The sequence below is a fragment of the Salinivibrio sp. AR640 genome, assembly GCF_001995405.1.
Taxonomy (GTDB): domain Bacteria; phylum Pseudomonadota; class Gammaproteobacteria; order Enterobacterales; family Vibrionaceae; genus Salinivibrio; species Salinivibrio costicola.
In genome coordinates this window covers 47,055-61,207 of record NZ_MUFD01000024.1, presented here as the reverse complement: position 1 = coordinate 61,207, position 14,153 = coordinate 47,055, and the positions used below count along the sequence as shown (strand labels likewise).

General features: G+C 47.6%; 15 protein-coding genes. 14 read left to right on the top strand and 1 reads right to left on the bottom strand.

Annotated features, from left to right (window positions below; translation table 11 throughout):
- The first annotated feature begins 181 nt into the window (after positions 1 to 181).
- From BZG75_RS12105 to BZG75_RS12040, 14 genes are all read left to right on the top strand, one after another.
- Positions 182 to 412, top strand: coding sequence for a Flp family type IVb pilin (locus tag BZG75_RS12105; RefSeq protein WP_077577153.1), 231 nt, complete (start codon positions 182 to 184; stop codon positions 410 to 412).
- A 31-nt stretch (positions 413 to 443) separates the two neighbouring features.
- Positions 444 to 887: an A24 family peptidase gene (locus tag BZG75_RS12100; protein ID WP_274532552.1), complete on the top strand. Its 444-nt coding sequence runs from the start codon at positions 444 to 446 to the stop codon at positions 885 to 887.
- Positions 888 to 995: 108 nt separating this feature from the next.
- On the top strand, positions 996 to 1,799 hold the full coding sequence (gene cpaB, locus BZG75_RS12095; protein ID WP_077577151.1) for a Flp pilus assembly protein CpaB: 804 nt from the start codon (positions 996 to 998) through the stop codon (positions 1,797 to 1,799).
- A gap of 9 nt (positions 1,800 to 1,808) precedes the next feature.
- Positions 1,809 to 3,137 carry a type II and III secretion system protein family protein gene (locus BZG75_RS12090; RefSeq protein WP_242413601.1) on the top strand — a complete coding sequence of 443 codons (1,329 nt, stop codon included), beginning with the start codon at positions 1,809 to 1,811 and terminating at the stop codon, positions 3,135 to 3,137.
- On the top strand, positions 3,134 to 3,628 hold the full coding sequence (locus tag BZG75_RS12085; protein WP_077577150.1) for a hypothetical protein: 495 nt from the start codon (positions 3,134 to 3,136) through the stop codon (positions 3,626 to 3,628). The genes BZG75_RS12090 and BZG75_RS12085 overlap by 4 nt, the downstream gene beginning before the upstream one ends.
- Positions 3,628 to 4,878: an AAA family ATPase gene (locus BZG75_RS12080; RefSeq protein ID WP_077577149.1), complete on the top strand. Its 1,251-nt coding sequence runs from the start codon at positions 3,628 to 3,630 to the stop codon at positions 4,876 to 4,878. Before BZG75_RS12085 ends, BZG75_RS12080 begins: the two co-directional genes overlap by 1 nt.
- The gene (locus BZG75_RS12075; RefSeq protein ID WP_077577148.1) at positions 4,875 to 6,158 is read left to right on the top strand and encodes a CpaF family protein; all 1,284 of its coding nucleotides are present in this window, start codon (positions 4,875 to 4,877) and stop codon (positions 6,156 to 6,158) included. The genes BZG75_RS12080 and BZG75_RS12075 overlap by 4 nt, the downstream gene beginning before the upstream one ends.
- On the top strand, positions 6,155 to 7,072 hold the full coding sequence (locus BZG75_RS12070) for a type II secretion system F family protein (protein ID WP_077577147.1): 918 nt from the start codon (positions 6,155 to 6,157) through the stop codon (positions 7,070 to 7,072). Before BZG75_RS12075 ends, BZG75_RS12070 begins: the two co-directional genes overlap by 4 nt.
- 15 nt (positions 7,073 to 7,087) lie before the next feature.
- Positions 7,088 to 7,960 (top strand): type II secretion system F family protein, encoded by an 873-nt coding sequence (locus tag BZG75_RS12065; RefSeq protein ID WP_077577146.1) that lies wholly within the window; start codon positions 7,088 to 7,090, stop codon positions 7,958 to 7,960.
- Positions 7,953 to 8,774, top strand: coding sequence for a tetratricopeptide repeat protein (locus BZG75_RS12060; protein ID WP_077577145.1), 822 nt, complete (start codon positions 7,953 to 7,955; stop codon positions 8,772 to 8,774). Before BZG75_RS12065 ends, BZG75_RS12060 begins: the two co-directional genes overlap by 8 nt.
- Positions 8,771 to 9,283, top strand: coding sequence for a TadE/TadG family type IV pilus assembly protein (locus BZG75_RS12055; protein ID WP_077577144.1), 513 nt, complete (start codon positions 8,771 to 8,773; stop codon positions 9,281 to 9,283). The genes BZG75_RS12060 and BZG75_RS12055 overlap by 4 nt, the downstream gene beginning before the upstream one ends.
- A complete protein-coding gene (tadF, locus tag BZG75_RS12050; RefSeq protein ID WP_077577143.1) occupies positions 9,264 to 9,821 on the top strand; it encodes a tight adherence pilus pseudopilin TadF in 558 nt (185 codons plus the stop codon). Before BZG75_RS12055 ends, tadF begins: the two co-directional genes overlap by 20 nt.
- A gap of 3 nt (positions 9,822 to 9,824) precedes the next feature.
- Positions 9,825 to 11,075: a TadE/TadG family type IV pilus assembly protein gene (locus tag BZG75_RS12045; protein WP_077577142.1), complete on the top strand. Its 1,251-nt coding sequence runs from the start codon at positions 9,825 to 9,827 to the stop codon at positions 11,073 to 11,075.
- Between the two features lie 13 nt (positions 11,076 to 11,088).
- Positions 11,089 to 11,703 (top strand): OmpA family protein, encoded by a 615-nt coding sequence (locus tag BZG75_RS12040; protein WP_077577141.1) that lies wholly within the window; start codon positions 11,089 to 11,091, stop codon positions 11,701 to 11,703.
- Positions 11,704 to 11,789: 86 nt separating this feature from the next.
- Here BZG75_RS12040 and metE read toward each other — a convergent pair whose 3' ends face one another.
- Positions 11,790 to 14,060 carry a 5-methyltetrahydropteroyltriglutamate--homocysteine S-methyltransferase gene (gene metE, locus BZG75_RS12035; RefSeq protein ID WP_077577140.1) on the bottom strand — a complete coding sequence of 757 codons (2,271 nt, stop codon included), beginning with the start codon at positions 14,058 to 14,060 and terminating at the stop codon, positions 11,790 to 11,792.
- Positions 14,061 to 14,153: the final 93 nt, after the last annotated feature.

Below are 14,153 nucleotides of genomic sequence, written 5' to 3'. Positions count from 1 at the left end.
ATTAGTTATTTTTTGCGATCGACTAGACAGTGGTCGGTTAAATAGTCAGATCTGCGTCAAATTATAGGCATAACGTTATTTCTCATCTTGAATGGCAGTGATAGTCTCGTGCAACAAATTGTGAACAGGGTTCCAATTATTGTTCACGTGATGGGTAAAAAAATTAAAGGAAGAAATGCGTATGTTAACTGAAATGTATGTCAACACCCGTTTAGCACTGGAGTCGTTTGCCAAAGATAAGCGCGGTGTTACCGCTATCGAATATGCGATTATCGGTGTCGCGATTTCTGCGATTGTGCTTGCGGTGTTCCAAGGGGATGGTGACAGCGGTCTTAAAGGCGCCTTAACTAACGCAATCAGTAAAATCACTGAGAATGTAAACACAGCAGCTGGTAATACTGGTTCAAAATAAGTCAGAAATTAAACAGTAGGCCTTAATCACAGTGATTGCGCTGCCAATATTGATTGGTTCCTGTTTGCTGGTGTGTATGGTTAGCGATCTGAGACGACGCACTATCGAGCAATGGATGGTTGCGGTGATCACTGTGCTAGCAGGGGGGGCCGTCTACTGGGCTCAGCTCCCTGTCGGCAATGCGCTAATACAGGCTAGCTTGGTTTTGGTGGCTGGCTTTGCTTTATTTTGGCTCGGTGTGTGCGGTGCTGGAGATGTGAAGCTGCTAGCAGCGATAAGTCTCGCGGTGAGCGAACAATGGTGGCCATGGATGTTGTTTTTAATGGCCATTTTGGGCGGTCTAGTCGCTGTCGGGCTTTTGCTGGCCAGCTGGTTAGGAAAGCCCGAATGGCGTGCTCATGGTGTGCCTTATGCCCTTGCTATCGCGCCATCGGGGATGTTCGCCATATGGCTTACCTTATCGAGTGTCGCATAGTGATATTCACGATGGCGGTGTACACAATGTAACGTCGCCGCTCCTCTTATATGTTTGATCGATACAACTATCGCTTCCCACCGTGGTTTCCGGTTGTTTAGAGGGACTATGAATTCAAAATTACTCTCCTTGATTGCCTTTTTGGCCATTGCCATCGGCCTGTACGGTTTATTGCAGCCTAATCAGTCGACGCAGCCGGTGCAAACTGAGGCGTCAACAGCATCACCCGAGGTTGTCTACAAGGTGATAACGTTGAAATCTGGGCTCGACCGTGGTGAGACGATTGCACGTGATAATCTGATCATCGAAACCTGGCCAGAAAACAAAGCCAACCAAATGGGTATTGACGCTGATATGGCAATCCCCGAAACCAATGGCGAGGCTTTATTAGCCAGACGATCACTGGCGGCCGGCGATATTCTCTATCCGGACGCTGTGGTGTCTCCGCAAAGCCAAGATTATCTCGATTACGTCACACAAGCCGATCGTATTCCCTTTCCGCTTGAAGTCTCAGCAACCTCAGTGGTCGGTGGGGCGGTGCGCGCTGGGGCATTGGTCGATATTATGGCGCTTGCCTCCACCGATCAAAACCTTGCCAATGAGACCACAGTGCGTAGCTTTCGCGGTGTGTCCCTCGCGCCTGTATTAATGGGCGTGAAAGTCCTCAAAGTTGCGCAATCGCGTCAAGAGGCGACCCGCAATCAACCGGCTTCTACGGACACCACCTTGATTTTGGAGCTTACCCGTAAGCAAGTGGCCACCATGACCATTGCCAAACGCATCGCCCAACTTGAGGTTCACAAGTCGCTGGGCAAAGCGTCGCCTAAAGATATGTCCGCCAACGCTGGCGATGTTCTAGATGACTATCGAGCGATTACAGAGTTTCGGGCTGATACTGCCGTTATAAAATAAGGAATTTGTATGGAAGCGCCGCACTTTTGTCGCCGCTGGATGTTGGCATTATTGTTGAGCTGGGTCGCGATGGCGGCCCATTCTGCCCCTATGGTGATGAATATCGCCAAAGGCCAGGCAGAAGCATTGCAAGTCAATCAAACGATTGGCTCGGTATTCGTCGCTGATCCCGCGATAGCAGACTACCAAGTTATCGATAAGCGAAAAATTGTAGCGTTTGGTAAAGCGGTTGGCACAACCTCGTTACTGGTATTTGATGAAGCAGGCAATACCATGGCAGCACGTCAATTGGTCGTGAACCAAAGTATGGTCCATATTCAGCAACAAATTCAGCTGCGTTATCCGGATCTCGATATTTCAATTGATAATTTGGCTAATCAAGTGGTACTCAGCGGTCGGGTGGCCAGCGAAACGCAGAAAAAAAGTATCGAACGCTTGGTGGGTGAGCTGTTAGCAAAGTCAGCCACTGAAGAAGAAGTTGAGTGGAATACGGGAGAAAATACCTACAACCTCGAGTTTATGCGCCGTTATCGCTACGACGGGATTGTCAATAACTTAGAGGTGGCCACGACCAAGCAAGTCAATGTGCAATTAACTGTTGCAGAAGTCTCCAATTCGTTTATGGAAAAGTTTGGTGTTAATTTTAGCTCGGGCGGTCGAGGCAGCGGGATCTTTGTTAATCCGTTGAAGAGTTTTAGTGCCAGCGACATCCTCACCGTCATCAGTGCGGTTGGCGATGATAATGTCGGACAAATTCTCGCAGAGCCCAATTTATCGGTGTTATCGGGTGAAACAGCCAGCTTTCTTGTCGGGGGGGAACTGCCTGTCGTCACTCGTATTGATGGTGGCGTGAATGTGCAGTATCGCGAATATGGGGTCAAACTAGAATTGGCGGCGAACGTACACAGGGACGATAAGATCAAACTCGCATTAATGCCGGAGGTGAGCTCTTTGGATGCGCAATACAGCAATGACGCCTATGATTTGCCGGCATTAAAAACACGCCGAGCCCGCACTACGGTTGAGCTGGGAGACGGCGACAGCTTTGTGCTCGGTGGCTTGTTGAACAGTGAAGAGCGTGAATCCTTATCGAAAATACCCTTTGTCGGTGATATTCCTATTTTAGGGGCGCTGTTTCGTCATACCGAAACGCAACGTAACAAGACTGAGCTGGTGATCGTCGCCAAAGTGAACTTGGTCAAACCCATACAATCAGATCAAGTGGTTATCCCACAAATTCAGCGAACGTCGACGCTTGAGCGCTTTTTCGCGTTAGACGCGGTGCCTGAGCAAGCACCATTGCGCCAATGGTTGCGTAAAGGAGGCTTTATCCAATGAAAGTGACATTATGGCTAGTCGGCACCCTCCTAATAAGTGGGCTGTGGGGCTGTACGCCCGCTTATCAAACCGAGGGAACTCAAGTTTTACTGGCGCCAGTAACTTATCAGTTAACGCTATCAACATCAGCACCGCAGGGTGATTTTGAGCAATTTACTCGTTTTGCTTCTCATCATCAGAAGTTAGTACTTACTCAACCTATTACGATCGACTATAACACCCCTCGCGGTGAACAGGCGGCGAAAAAAGCGCAACGTTATTTATTGAAATTGGGAGTAGAAAGTCAAAATATTCGGCGTCGTTCGGCGGCTCTGGAAGACGGAGATTGGCGCGTTTCAGTGGTTACTTATCAGGTAAAACCACAAGCTTGTCATCCCGTTAAAATAGCCGATGTGCGTCAGAATAAAACCGGTTGTGTGGTGACACAGAATCGCTGGCTCTCCAAGGTGCGTCCTGAACGTGGCCTCAGTCATGAAGAAGGCGAATACTGATGTTTGATCTCGTTGATATATTAAAAAGTAATCAATCTCAGCAAGACGAACGCGAGAAGATTACGTCGGTATTATTCTATCAAACCGCTCCCTGTCGTTCTTTGGTGGAAGAAGCGTTTCGTTTTGAGGGCGTCGCAACGCCAGAGATCTGCAAAAACTCAGACATGGCGATCACGGATCACGTTCGTCAACAAAGTGTCGAAATCGTATTGGTTGAGTTGAATAGCAGTCAGGATGTGACGGGGGATGCCCGTCGTATTAGCCACTTATTGCCAAGTCATGCCTCTGTGATTGTGATTGGCAGTGAGGATGCGATCTCAACGATTCGTAATCTCAAAGAGATGGGATTTTATTACTTATTTTGGCCAATTACGAAACAAGAGCTGATCGATTTTGTCCGTAGCGTCAGTGATAACCGTCAGCGTAATCGTGGACCTGGCCAAAACCGTCGCGCGAAAAGAATATCGGTGATTGGCGCTAAAGGAGGGGTTGGCACGACATTGATCACGTCTGAGTTAGCGCATCAATTGGTCACCGATAAAAGCGCATCTTGCATTGTGGTTGACCATAATTACACCAGTGGCAACCTAGATATTATGTTAGGGCTAAAGAAGTTTGAAAAGCGGGAGGTGCAAAAAGGCGCGTTTTCTTCAAGCCTTGATCTATCGGCCGCGCAAAGCTTACTCACCAAACACAGCGACATGCTCTCTGTTCTATCACTGACCTCCAAACAGTACAGTTTCGACGAACTGAATGATTACCACAATAATGCCGCGGATATACTCTCATCAGAATGCAACTTCATTGTTGAAGATGTCTCGGGTTCGTCGGGCTTTACGCATCGTAACCAAGCGCGTTGGTTAGACAGTGACTGCATTATTTTGGTGGTTAGTCCAACTGTATCAGCATTACGTGATGCCGGACGATTAAAAATGACCATTGACAAAGTCGATGAAGCATCGCGGCCGCGCCTCATCCTGGTACTAAACCACTGTATACCGGAAAAGTTTGCCACCGTGACGGGGGCAGACATAGAGAAGTTCCTTCAATGCCCACTTGATGTCGTGATCCCCTTTTCGGGGAAAATTGGCGAGCTTGTGTTGGAGGGAAACCGAGTCGCGCAGGCAAAAATAAAGGCATCTGGTCCGACGCGTAAATTGGCTTCCTTGGTGATAGGTGAGTCAACAGAGCGCCGTTCAGCGTTCAATTTTTTCACCGGTTTGTGGCGTCAAAAGAGGCACGTTGAGTGATAGGCACCAAGGAAGTCTATGTAAAGATCCGTAAGCAGGTCTTTGATGCCTTAGACCCGAATGTGATTGCGGATGTGTCGCGTGAAGATCTTGAAAAGCAACTCCATAGCGCGGTTGAGCTACTCATCAATCGTGAGCAATGGCCATTAAGTAGCACGGTAAAAAACGAGTTCGTTAAATACTTAACCGACGAGCTGATTGGTCTGGGGCCACTGCAAAATTTAATGGACGATGAAACCATCACCGACATTATGATCAACGGACCTGATTCCGTTTATATTGAGCGTAACGGTTTAGTTGAACCCGCACCGGTGACCTTTATTGATGAAAGTCAGTTGCGTGAAATCGCCAAGCGTATTGCTTCACGGGTTGGTCGTCGGGTGGATGAATCGTCTCCTACTTGTGATGCGCGCTTAGAAGATGGTAGCCGCGTTAATATTGTTATTCCGCCGATATCCATTGACGGCACCGCGATTTCAATCCGTAAATTTAAAAAACAGAGTATTGATCTACAGAAGCTGTGTGAGTTCGGGGCAATGAGCCCAGAAATGGCCCAACTATTAATGATTGCCGCGCATTGTCGGCTCAATATTTTAATATCCGGGGGAACAGGTTCAGGTAAAACGACCATGCTCAATGCCTTGTCCCAGTTTATTGGTGAAAATGAGCGGGTCATTACCATCGAAGACGCCGCGGAGTTACGGTTGCAGCAACCTCACGTGGTGCGATTAGAAACGCGGACCGCAGGGATTGAAAACACAGGTTTAGTCGATCAACGAGACTTAGTGATTAACTCGCTACGGATGCGTCCCGATCGGATCATTGTGGGTGAGTGCCGTGGGGCCGAAGCGTTTGAGATGCTCCAGGCCATGAATACCGGTCACGACGGATCCATGTCAACGCTGCACGCCAATACACCTCGCGACGCACTGGCTCGGGTTGAATCGATGGTGATGATGGCAAACAGTAACCTCCCGCTAGAAGCGATTCGGCGCACCATCGTTAGTGCTGTCGATTTGGTGATCCAAATCAGCCGGTTGCATGATGGTAGCCGTAAAGTGATGAGTATTACCGAAGTGGTTGGATTAGAGGGCGCAAATGTGGTTATGGAGGAAATTTTTCGCTTTCAACCGGTTTATCAGCAGTCTGGTGAAGGGAAAGTGCGTGGCAACTTTATGACGGCAGGACTCATGCAACGTTCGGTGTTGATGGAAAAAGCACGTTTCTTTGGTCTTGAGGAAAAGCTTTCGTCTGCATTCAAAGCCGGGGAGGGCATGTGATTTACCTTGTAATGCTGATGGTTGGGTTGGGGTTATTGATTGTTCCTTGGCTGAAAAAACACAAACGCTATGATTATCTCGAAGAATTTAATCGGACTGAGTTCGTTGAATCCGTGATGGCAAACCAGCAAGCGGTTGATTTACGTTCCCTGGCCGATAGGAGTGTATGGGAAAACATTCTACTGCGCTGGAGCAACTTTAAGAAACAGCTGGGAGAGCGCCCAAATATTAAGTTAGCCGCACTTTTAGCGGGCCTTTTTTTTGCATCGATTCAATTTAACAACCAGTTTTTACGGGAGCCCATCTGGATAGTTACGCCGCCTTTTGTGCTTGTGGGTATGTTGATATTTTACCGTTGGCTTCAAAACCGTGAACAAAAAATGTTTGAAACGGCATTCCCGGATGCGTTGAATATGATGACCAGTGCAGTGTCTGCCGGTGAAAGTATCATGCATGCTATTTTGTATGTCGGTAATACGCTCGAAGGTGACATTGGTCGCGAGTTCCGCATTATGGGGAAACGTTTACAACTTGGTGAGTCTCCCGACGACGTGTTTCGAAAGTCCTGTCGTCGTTATCCTTATCCATCGTTTTACTTTTTTGTGATCACGCTGCGTGCCAATATGCAGCGTGGTGGCCAACTCAAAGATATTATGATGCGGCTTAATCGGATGATGTTTAATGCCCGCTCGATTGATAAGAAAAAATATGCGTTAACGTCTGAGGCGCGCACATCGGCGAAAATCGTCGCGGCGATTCCGTTTTTTTTCCTGTTTGTTTTGCAATATCTCAGCCCAGAAAACTTTGAGTTTGTGATGTTTGACCCCGATGGCAAAGTGATTCTTTATTATGTCCTTATTAGTGAAGCGATTGGGATCGCCATCGTTTGGGGATTAATGAAAAGTGTGCGCTGATAAAAGGGAATCATGATGGCACAGCATCAATGGATTTTTTTAATACTGCTACTTGTCGGCTGCGTGCTTGCTGTTGGTGCATTGCGACAGTCGCGTAAAAAACGCCAATTTCGTGACTTTAATATTGAGAACTCAACCGATCAAACAACAACCCCACTATGGGATAAGTTTGGCGCCTTTATCAACCAGCTGGTGTCTAATGACACCCATGAGGTGGAACAAAAATTTCTCGCGGCCGGTATTTACGATAAGCGTTGGAGCCGGTTATTTATGCCGATGAAGTATGCGGTATTGCTTGCGGGTAGCGTTGGTATATTTTTATTGAGCCAACTGCAACAATGGCCGAATACTTGGCTTTTGATTGGTGGCTTAGTGTGGCTGGTGATCATCATCATTGGTCCCGATGCCTATCTCAACCTACGTAAACGGGCGTTGGTGAAAGCCATTTCTAATCGACTGCCTTACATGCTCGATCTGATGGCTGTTTGTGTTCAAACCGGGATGACCATTGAAGCGTCCATTACTTATTTATCGCGTGAAATGGCGGCCTTTGACCGTGACTTGAGTTTTTTGCTCACCCGTGTGAATGAACGCTCACGGATTGTGGGGCTTGAGCAAGCACTCGAAGAGCTTTATCAGCGAGTGCCGTCTAATGAAATGCGCAGCTTTGTGATGACCCTCAATCAAAGCTTGCAATACGGCACGTCGATATACGGGGTGCTCACCACCTTGTCGGCGGATATTCGTGAAGTACAACTTTTGCAAGTTGAAGAAAAAATCGGTCAGCTCGCAGCCAAAATGTCGATTCCTTTGATTGTATTTATCATGGTGCCGATTGTGATCCTAATCGCCGCACCGGGCATTATGAGGATGCTAGCCAATGCCTAATCAGGTGAAACCTCGAATCAAACAACCGCGTTGGGCGCTGGTGGCAGCCTATATTTTGGTGCTCTCTGGGTGTGCAGCCAGTCAGCCGCCAGAGCAAAAGACGCTGACCAACGAACAAGTGTTAGAAAGTAGTGGCAATGATCGTGAGATTATTGAGCTCTACAAGCGTGAGTTAAAGCAAAAAGAATCTTCGCAAACACGAATAAAGCTGGTGAAACGTTATCTGCATATCAAAGACTATGACTCGGCGGATTTTTATCTGTCGCCTTTGTTACAAAAGACGGAGCAAGATGCACAGCCTATATCGCAGATAGGCTTACTGGCCGGCAAAGTCGCGATGGGATTAGAGCAATGGCAAACCGCCGCCTTACGCCTGAAAGAAGTACAACAACGGGATCCCAATGACAGCGAGTCGGCTAATTTGCTTGGCATACTGGCTGCACGAGAGGGAGACTTAACAGACGCGCGACAGTGGTTCAATCAAGCACGAAAGAACATGGCCAATGATCGCACCATAAAAAACAACCTCGCATTGATTGATGTACTGGAACAGGACTTGACGGGGGCCCTTCGTCGACTAGAACCATTGCCAGAGCTCAGTGAACTTTCGGATAAAACGCGCATTACCCTGTCGTTAATCTATGCCAAAACCAATCAGCGCTCAGCCTTTGATGCGCTAACATCCAGCATGGAGAGCGAGGAACAAACCGTACTTTACCAACAATTGCAAGCTTTACCCGTGGCCGATTTGTCCTCTCTTCTTGATGTCGCGCCTCAGGCTAAAGCGCCAGAGCAAGAGGGCGTTATTCAATGAGAATAAACACGCCCCATCACCTAAAGCGAGAATCAGGCGTCGCAACGATTGAATTTGTTGGCGGTTTTTTTGCCTTTTGGTTGATGTGCGCCGCTTGGGTGGAAATGAGCTTTATGTCGTATGTATCTGCTTTGGGGGATTTAGCTATCTCAAGAGCCGCACAACATGCGAAAAAACAACAAACTGAAGATTTTCTGACCGTATTTCAACAAACCCTTAATGATGATAGTAGCCTTTGGCATGCGTTGATCGATGCGAATAATTACCGGATAAGTATCCGTTATGTTAATGAATACAACACCCTTGCCACGATCACTGATGGTTGTGAACCAGACAATGAAGATGACAAAGAAGCTGTATGTGGCGAGCCAGAGAAAGCCCCTATTGCCATTTATAATGTCAGTTATGACTATCAACCCATCTTTAATTTATTTTTGGATAAAAACACCCTTTTTTCCCGTGAAATGATAGTGATACAGGAATACCAACGTGAAACCTTTGCGCTTTAAATCTCATCAGCAAGGCAACTTTACCGTCGAATTTGCCATCGTCGGGGTTTTCTTCGCGCTGCTGTTGGTGTTCAGTGCCGATATCATCATTAAACTGAGCGTTAAAGGTAAGCTCGAGCGCATGGCTTTTTCTGCAGCCAATATCATTAAAGAGCGCACTGAACTGTTTAGTGAGGACGACTTTAGAGTGAACGATACTCAAGCTGAAGAAGCTTACACCATCGTCAGAAACTCCCTCACGCGTACCATGAGTAACTTTGACAGTACCAAACTCGGATTTTCGCTTCATGTTCGTCAAGGCGTTGGAGCGACGGATGAAGAGGATCAAAACAAAATTATTAGCCAGTGGTCAGCACCTTCTGGAACCCTGTGCCAGGCAGCGCCGCCGAGTAAAGATCTCAGCTTTACCACCACCTTTGGGCGACCAGCTACCTTATACCAAGTGACCGTGTGCTACGACACCGATAATTGGTACGGCAATCTGATTGGCGAAGACTTCTCGCGCGTATCGTCGCGCGCCGTAGTGATGGGGAGATAGTTTATGCGCTCACAACCAGGTTTTGCTCACTCAGCTCCCGGCTACTACCGTCAGCAGCAAGGGCATGCAGCCATTTTATTCGCCTTATTTATTCCAATACTGTTTGGCATTTTTACCCTAGGGACAGATGGGGCGCGTGCGGTGCAGGACAAGGCACGTCTGGCAGAGGCGGTTGAAGTGGCAAGCCTAGCTGTTGCAGGAGCAGGGTCGGATGATAAGACTCTGGCCAAGGCTTATATTCAGGACTATTTTCCCTACGCAGAAGTCGACGATAGTGATATTACCATTCGCAAAATAAATTGCGAAAACAACGCGTCTTGCCAAGACTCAGAGCAGCGTTTTTTTGAGTATCAAGTCTCAGCCAAAATTCACCAACCCACATGGTTTCCGGGCAATGAGACCATTGTTGGTTTTGGTGAGAACTATGATGTGGCAAGCGGTGCGGTGAGTAGGAAATACCATGCTAAGACTGTTGATGTGATATTTGTAGCCGATTTCTCAGGTTCCATGAATGAAACTTGGGATGGTAAAACAAAATATAAAGCTTTGGTTAAAACCATTCAAGATATAAATGATGAGTTATTGAAGTTCAATAGCATATTAGCTGGCCGAGATGATGCCATGTTGAATAGGGCTGGATTCACAGCCTATGATTACAATACCTTTATGTACAACCCTAAAAATGATAAATATTGTGCCTTAAGCCATTGGCGTTCAAGCTCGAGCAATACGTTAAAATCAATTTTTAATGATAAAAAATGTTATTCAGTAAATAATAACCCTCCTTTTTATAGGATATCAATTACTAGTAGTTTCTCATCAAGAATAGATGGGGTGATTAGTAGCTTCGAGCCAAGAAGAGGGACAACTGCATCTTATCAAGGTTTAATTGATGCTGCATATATGGCTTATTCTATTTCTAACCCGAATCCGCGGCAATTGATTATAATATTGTCTGATGGAAAAGATTATCCGGACTGGCGGGAGAATAGAATGACTTCTCTCGTCAAATTGGGTCTGTGCGATAATATAATAAAAAAACTCGAATCAAGAGAGTCTAAAAAAGCTAATGGTCAAACAGAGAATGTTAAAGCTAGAATAGCAATGATCGCTTTTGGTTATGAAGTGCCTAACGATGTTGGGTTAACTAAGTGTGTTAAGAAAGATAATGTCTTTAAGGCAGATAATTTCGTGGCAATAAAAAATAAAATCCTCGAGCTTATTACTGAAGAAATCGGCCACCTCGCCCCATGACAAGGAGCATCCAATGATTAAATGGATCAATATTGCACTCGTACTGAGCCTTCCCAATATCGTGTGGGCGAATGACGCCTTATTTGATACTTACTGCGTCATGCAAGAAGGGTCGGCACATTACCAGGTGACGACCGGTGACGGCGTCATCGCGCGCACTTATCAGGATAATAAACTACTCTCGGTTTCCCCCAAAACCACCGCCAATCACCAGTGGCTGGTTGCACAAATTGACGCGCTTGATGTGTCGCCACAGTGTGCCAGTTTTATTAAAAGTCATGCTTACTGGCAGCAAGCGCCCAATTCGCCGGTAGCGCGTGTGCATTTTAACTTTGATACGTCGCGTGTCTCTTCCCAAGGCCAAGCGATTTTGCAACGCTTAGCGCAGACGTTAGCAAAACACCCATCACAGATCTCGGTCACTGGCCATACCGATAGTGTCGGAAGCGCACACTATAATCAGCAATTGTCACAACGGCGAGCGGACGCGGTTGCCCCCTTTATTTCGTCGGATGGTGGCAACACAGTGACGCTAAGCGGCCAAGGTGAGTCACGGCCTGCTGCGACCAATCACACCGAGCAAGGGCGTGCTATTAATCGCCGCGCTGATATTCGTATTAGCCAATAACGTGTGAATAAAAAACGCGCCATCGGAGCATCCGTGGCGCGTTTTTTGTTTGACGATGTTTTGGTCTTCGCGCTACTGACGCAGTGTCACTGACGAAGCGCTTTCGCCGCTGCAACCATGCTTTCTAATGCCGGGATCACCTCATCCCATTGGCGCGTTTTTAGGCCGCAATCTGGGTTCACCCACAATCTTTCTGCAGGAATACGGGCGGCGGCTTTTTCCATTAACCCAACAATTTGCGCTTGGCTTGGCGTATTGGGGGAGTGAATGTCATACACGCCAGGGCCAATGTCATTGGGATAGTCAAAGTGATCAAATGCGTCCAACAGTTCCATATCCGAGCGAGAGGTCTCTATGGTGATCACGTCGGCGTCCATATCCGCGATGGATGCGATGATATCGTTAAACTCGGAATAACACATATGGGTATGGATTTGCGTCTCGTCACTCACACCGTTGGCGGCAATTTTAAACGCGTTGATTGCCCAATCGAGGTAATTTTGCCACTCACTGCGACGCAAAGGTAAACCTTCACGCAGCGCCGCTTCATCTATTTGAATGATTTGAGTGCCAGCTTTCTCAAGATCCTGCACTTCTTGGCGGATCGCCAGCGCCAGTTGGTTACAGGTCTGTGCTCGAGGCTGATCATCACGCACAAATGACCAATTAAGAATGGTGACCGGTCCAGTGAGCATGCCTTTCAGCGGCTTATCAGTCAGAGATTGCGCGTACTGGGTCCATTCCACCGTCATCGCTTTAGGGCGTTCAATATCACCAAACAAAATCGGCGGCTTGACGCAGCGAGAGCCATACGATTGCACCCAGCCAAACTGACTGAACACATACCCATCTAGCTGTTCGCCAAAGTACTCCACCATATCATTACGCTCAGCCTCGCCATGTACTAACACATCGAGCCCTAACGCTTCTTGCTTTTCCACCGCATGGGCGATCTCTTTGCGCATAATGTCTTGATAAGTGGCGGCATCAATGTCGCCCTTCTTGTATTGCAAGCGCGTTTGGCGAATGGCACTGGTTTGTGGAAATGAGCCTATGGTGGTGGTCGGGAAGCGTGGCAGATTGAGCTGCTCGTGTTGCAAGCGAATGCGCTCTGCAAACGGACGCTGCCGTGTCCCTAATTGTGGTGTAATCGCTGCCAATGCGGCTTGCACCTTAGGGTTGTGTACGCGTGGTGATTGCTGACGGCTTTCTATTGCCTCACGGTTATTGTCCAGCGCGGGCTGAACGGTTTGACGGCCGTGATTAAGGGCGCGCGCGAGTACATCCAACTCCTCTAGCTTTTGGTGAGCAAAGGCAAGCCAGTTTTTTACCTCAGGATCGAGGTTTTTCTCGCTTTCCAAATCGACCGGCACATGAAGCAAAGAGCAAGACGGCGCGAGCCAGAGGCGATCCCCTAGAGATTGATGAATCGGTTCGAGCCATTCTAACGTGGCATCAAGGTTAGTTTTCCAAACATTACGACCATTAATCACACCCAGAGATAGGACGTGTTGAGCGCCAAGCGTGTCACGGTATGCATCCACATCCCCTCGACCACGAATAGCATCCAAGTGCCAGCCGTCAACGGGCAACGATTGCGCCAATGGACGATTTTCAGCTTGCTCGCCGAAGTAGCTCGCCAGCAATAACTTGACCTTGGTTTGGCTTAATGCACGATACGCGGTTTTTAGCGCCGTCTGCCATTCAGGCGCGAGCTCCGTGACCAAGATCGGTTCGTCGATTTGGACCCACTCAATGCCTTTTTCTGCCAGTTTGCTCAGCAGTGTTTGATACACGGGCAAGAGCTTATCGAGCAGATCCAGTTTGTTCGATGCATCTTTTTCTTTGCCCAGCCAAAGGTAAGTCACGGGGCCGACTAAAACTGGCTTGGTGTTTATACCGGTTATTTTGGCTTCTTCTATTTGCGTCAATAGATTTTCAGCATGAAGACTAAACGTTGTTTGCGCGGTAAATTCTGGCACGATGTAGTGATAATTGGTATCGAACCATTTGGTCATTTCACCGGCATGCACGCACTGGCAAGCACTATCGTTTGCCGAGCGGCCACGAGCGACGCGGAAGTAGTTATCCAGGGTGTTATCTTGATGGGCAGCCACACGGTCAGGGACATTGCCGACTAAAAAGCTGGTGTCGAGCACATGGTCATAAAATGAAAAGTCGCCAACGGGAGCGATGTCGAGTTCACTTTGTTGTTGCCAGTGACTGCGGCGCAGATCTTTCGCAAGATCGGTTAAGTCTTGTTGGGATGATTCGCCACGCCAGTAACGCTCGAGTGCAAATTTAAGTTCGCGCTGGGCGCCGATACGTGGAAAGCCGAGATTATGAGTTTTAGCCATCTATACGTCCTCCTTTTTGATTGAATTCAGCATAGGGCTTTCTCGTTATGAACTAAAATGGCATTATTTCATCAATCAATGAATTTTAGTCAT

What these genes read in the sequence shown, in the direction of transcription:
- BZG75_RS12045 (WP_077577142.1), top strand. Translation starts at nt 9,825, where the DNA reads ATGCGCTCACAACCAGGTTTTGCTCACTCAGCTCCCGGCTACTACCGT.
- BZG75_RS12055 (WP_077577144.1), top strand. Translation starts at nt 8,771, where the DNA reads ATGAGAATAAACACGCCCCATCACCTAAAGCGAGAATCAGGCGTCGCA.
- metE (WP_077577140.1), bottom strand. Translation starts at nt 14,060, where the DNA reads ATGGCTAAAACTCATAATCTCGGCTTTCCACGTATCGGCGCCCAGCGC.
- BZG75_RS12065 (WP_077577146.1), top strand. Translation starts at nt 7,088, where the DNA reads ATGGCACAGCATCAATGGATTTTTTTAATACTGCTACTTGTCGGCTGC.
- BZG75_RS12090 (WP_242413601.1), top strand. Translation starts at nt 1,809, where the DNA reads ATGGAAGCGCCGCACTTTTGTCGCCGCTGGATGTTGGCATTATTGTTG.
- cpaB (WP_077577151.1), top strand. Translation starts at nt 996, where the DNA reads ATGAATTCAAAATTACTCTCCTTGATTGCCTTTTTGGCCATTGCCATC.
- BZG75_RS12080 (WP_077577149.1), top strand. Translation starts at nt 3,628, where the DNA reads ATGTTTGATCTCGTTGATATATTAAAAAGTAATCAATCTCAGCAAGAC.
- BZG75_RS12040 (WP_077577141.1), top strand. Translation starts at nt 11,089, where the DNA reads ATGATTAAATGGATCAATATTGCACTCGTACTGAGCCTTCCCAATATC.
- BZG75_RS12105 (WP_077577153.1), top strand. Translation starts at nt 182, where the DNA reads ATGTTAACTGAAATGTATGTCAACACCCGTTTAGCACTGGAGTCGTTT.
- BZG75_RS12060 (WP_077577145.1), top strand. Translation starts at nt 7,953, where the DNA reads ATGCCTAATCAGGTGAAACCTCGAATCAAACAACCGCGTTGGGCGCTG.
- BZG75_RS12085 (WP_077577150.1), top strand. Translation starts at nt 3,134, where the DNA reads ATGAAAGTGACATTATGGCTAGTCGGCACCCTCCTAATAAGTGGGCTG.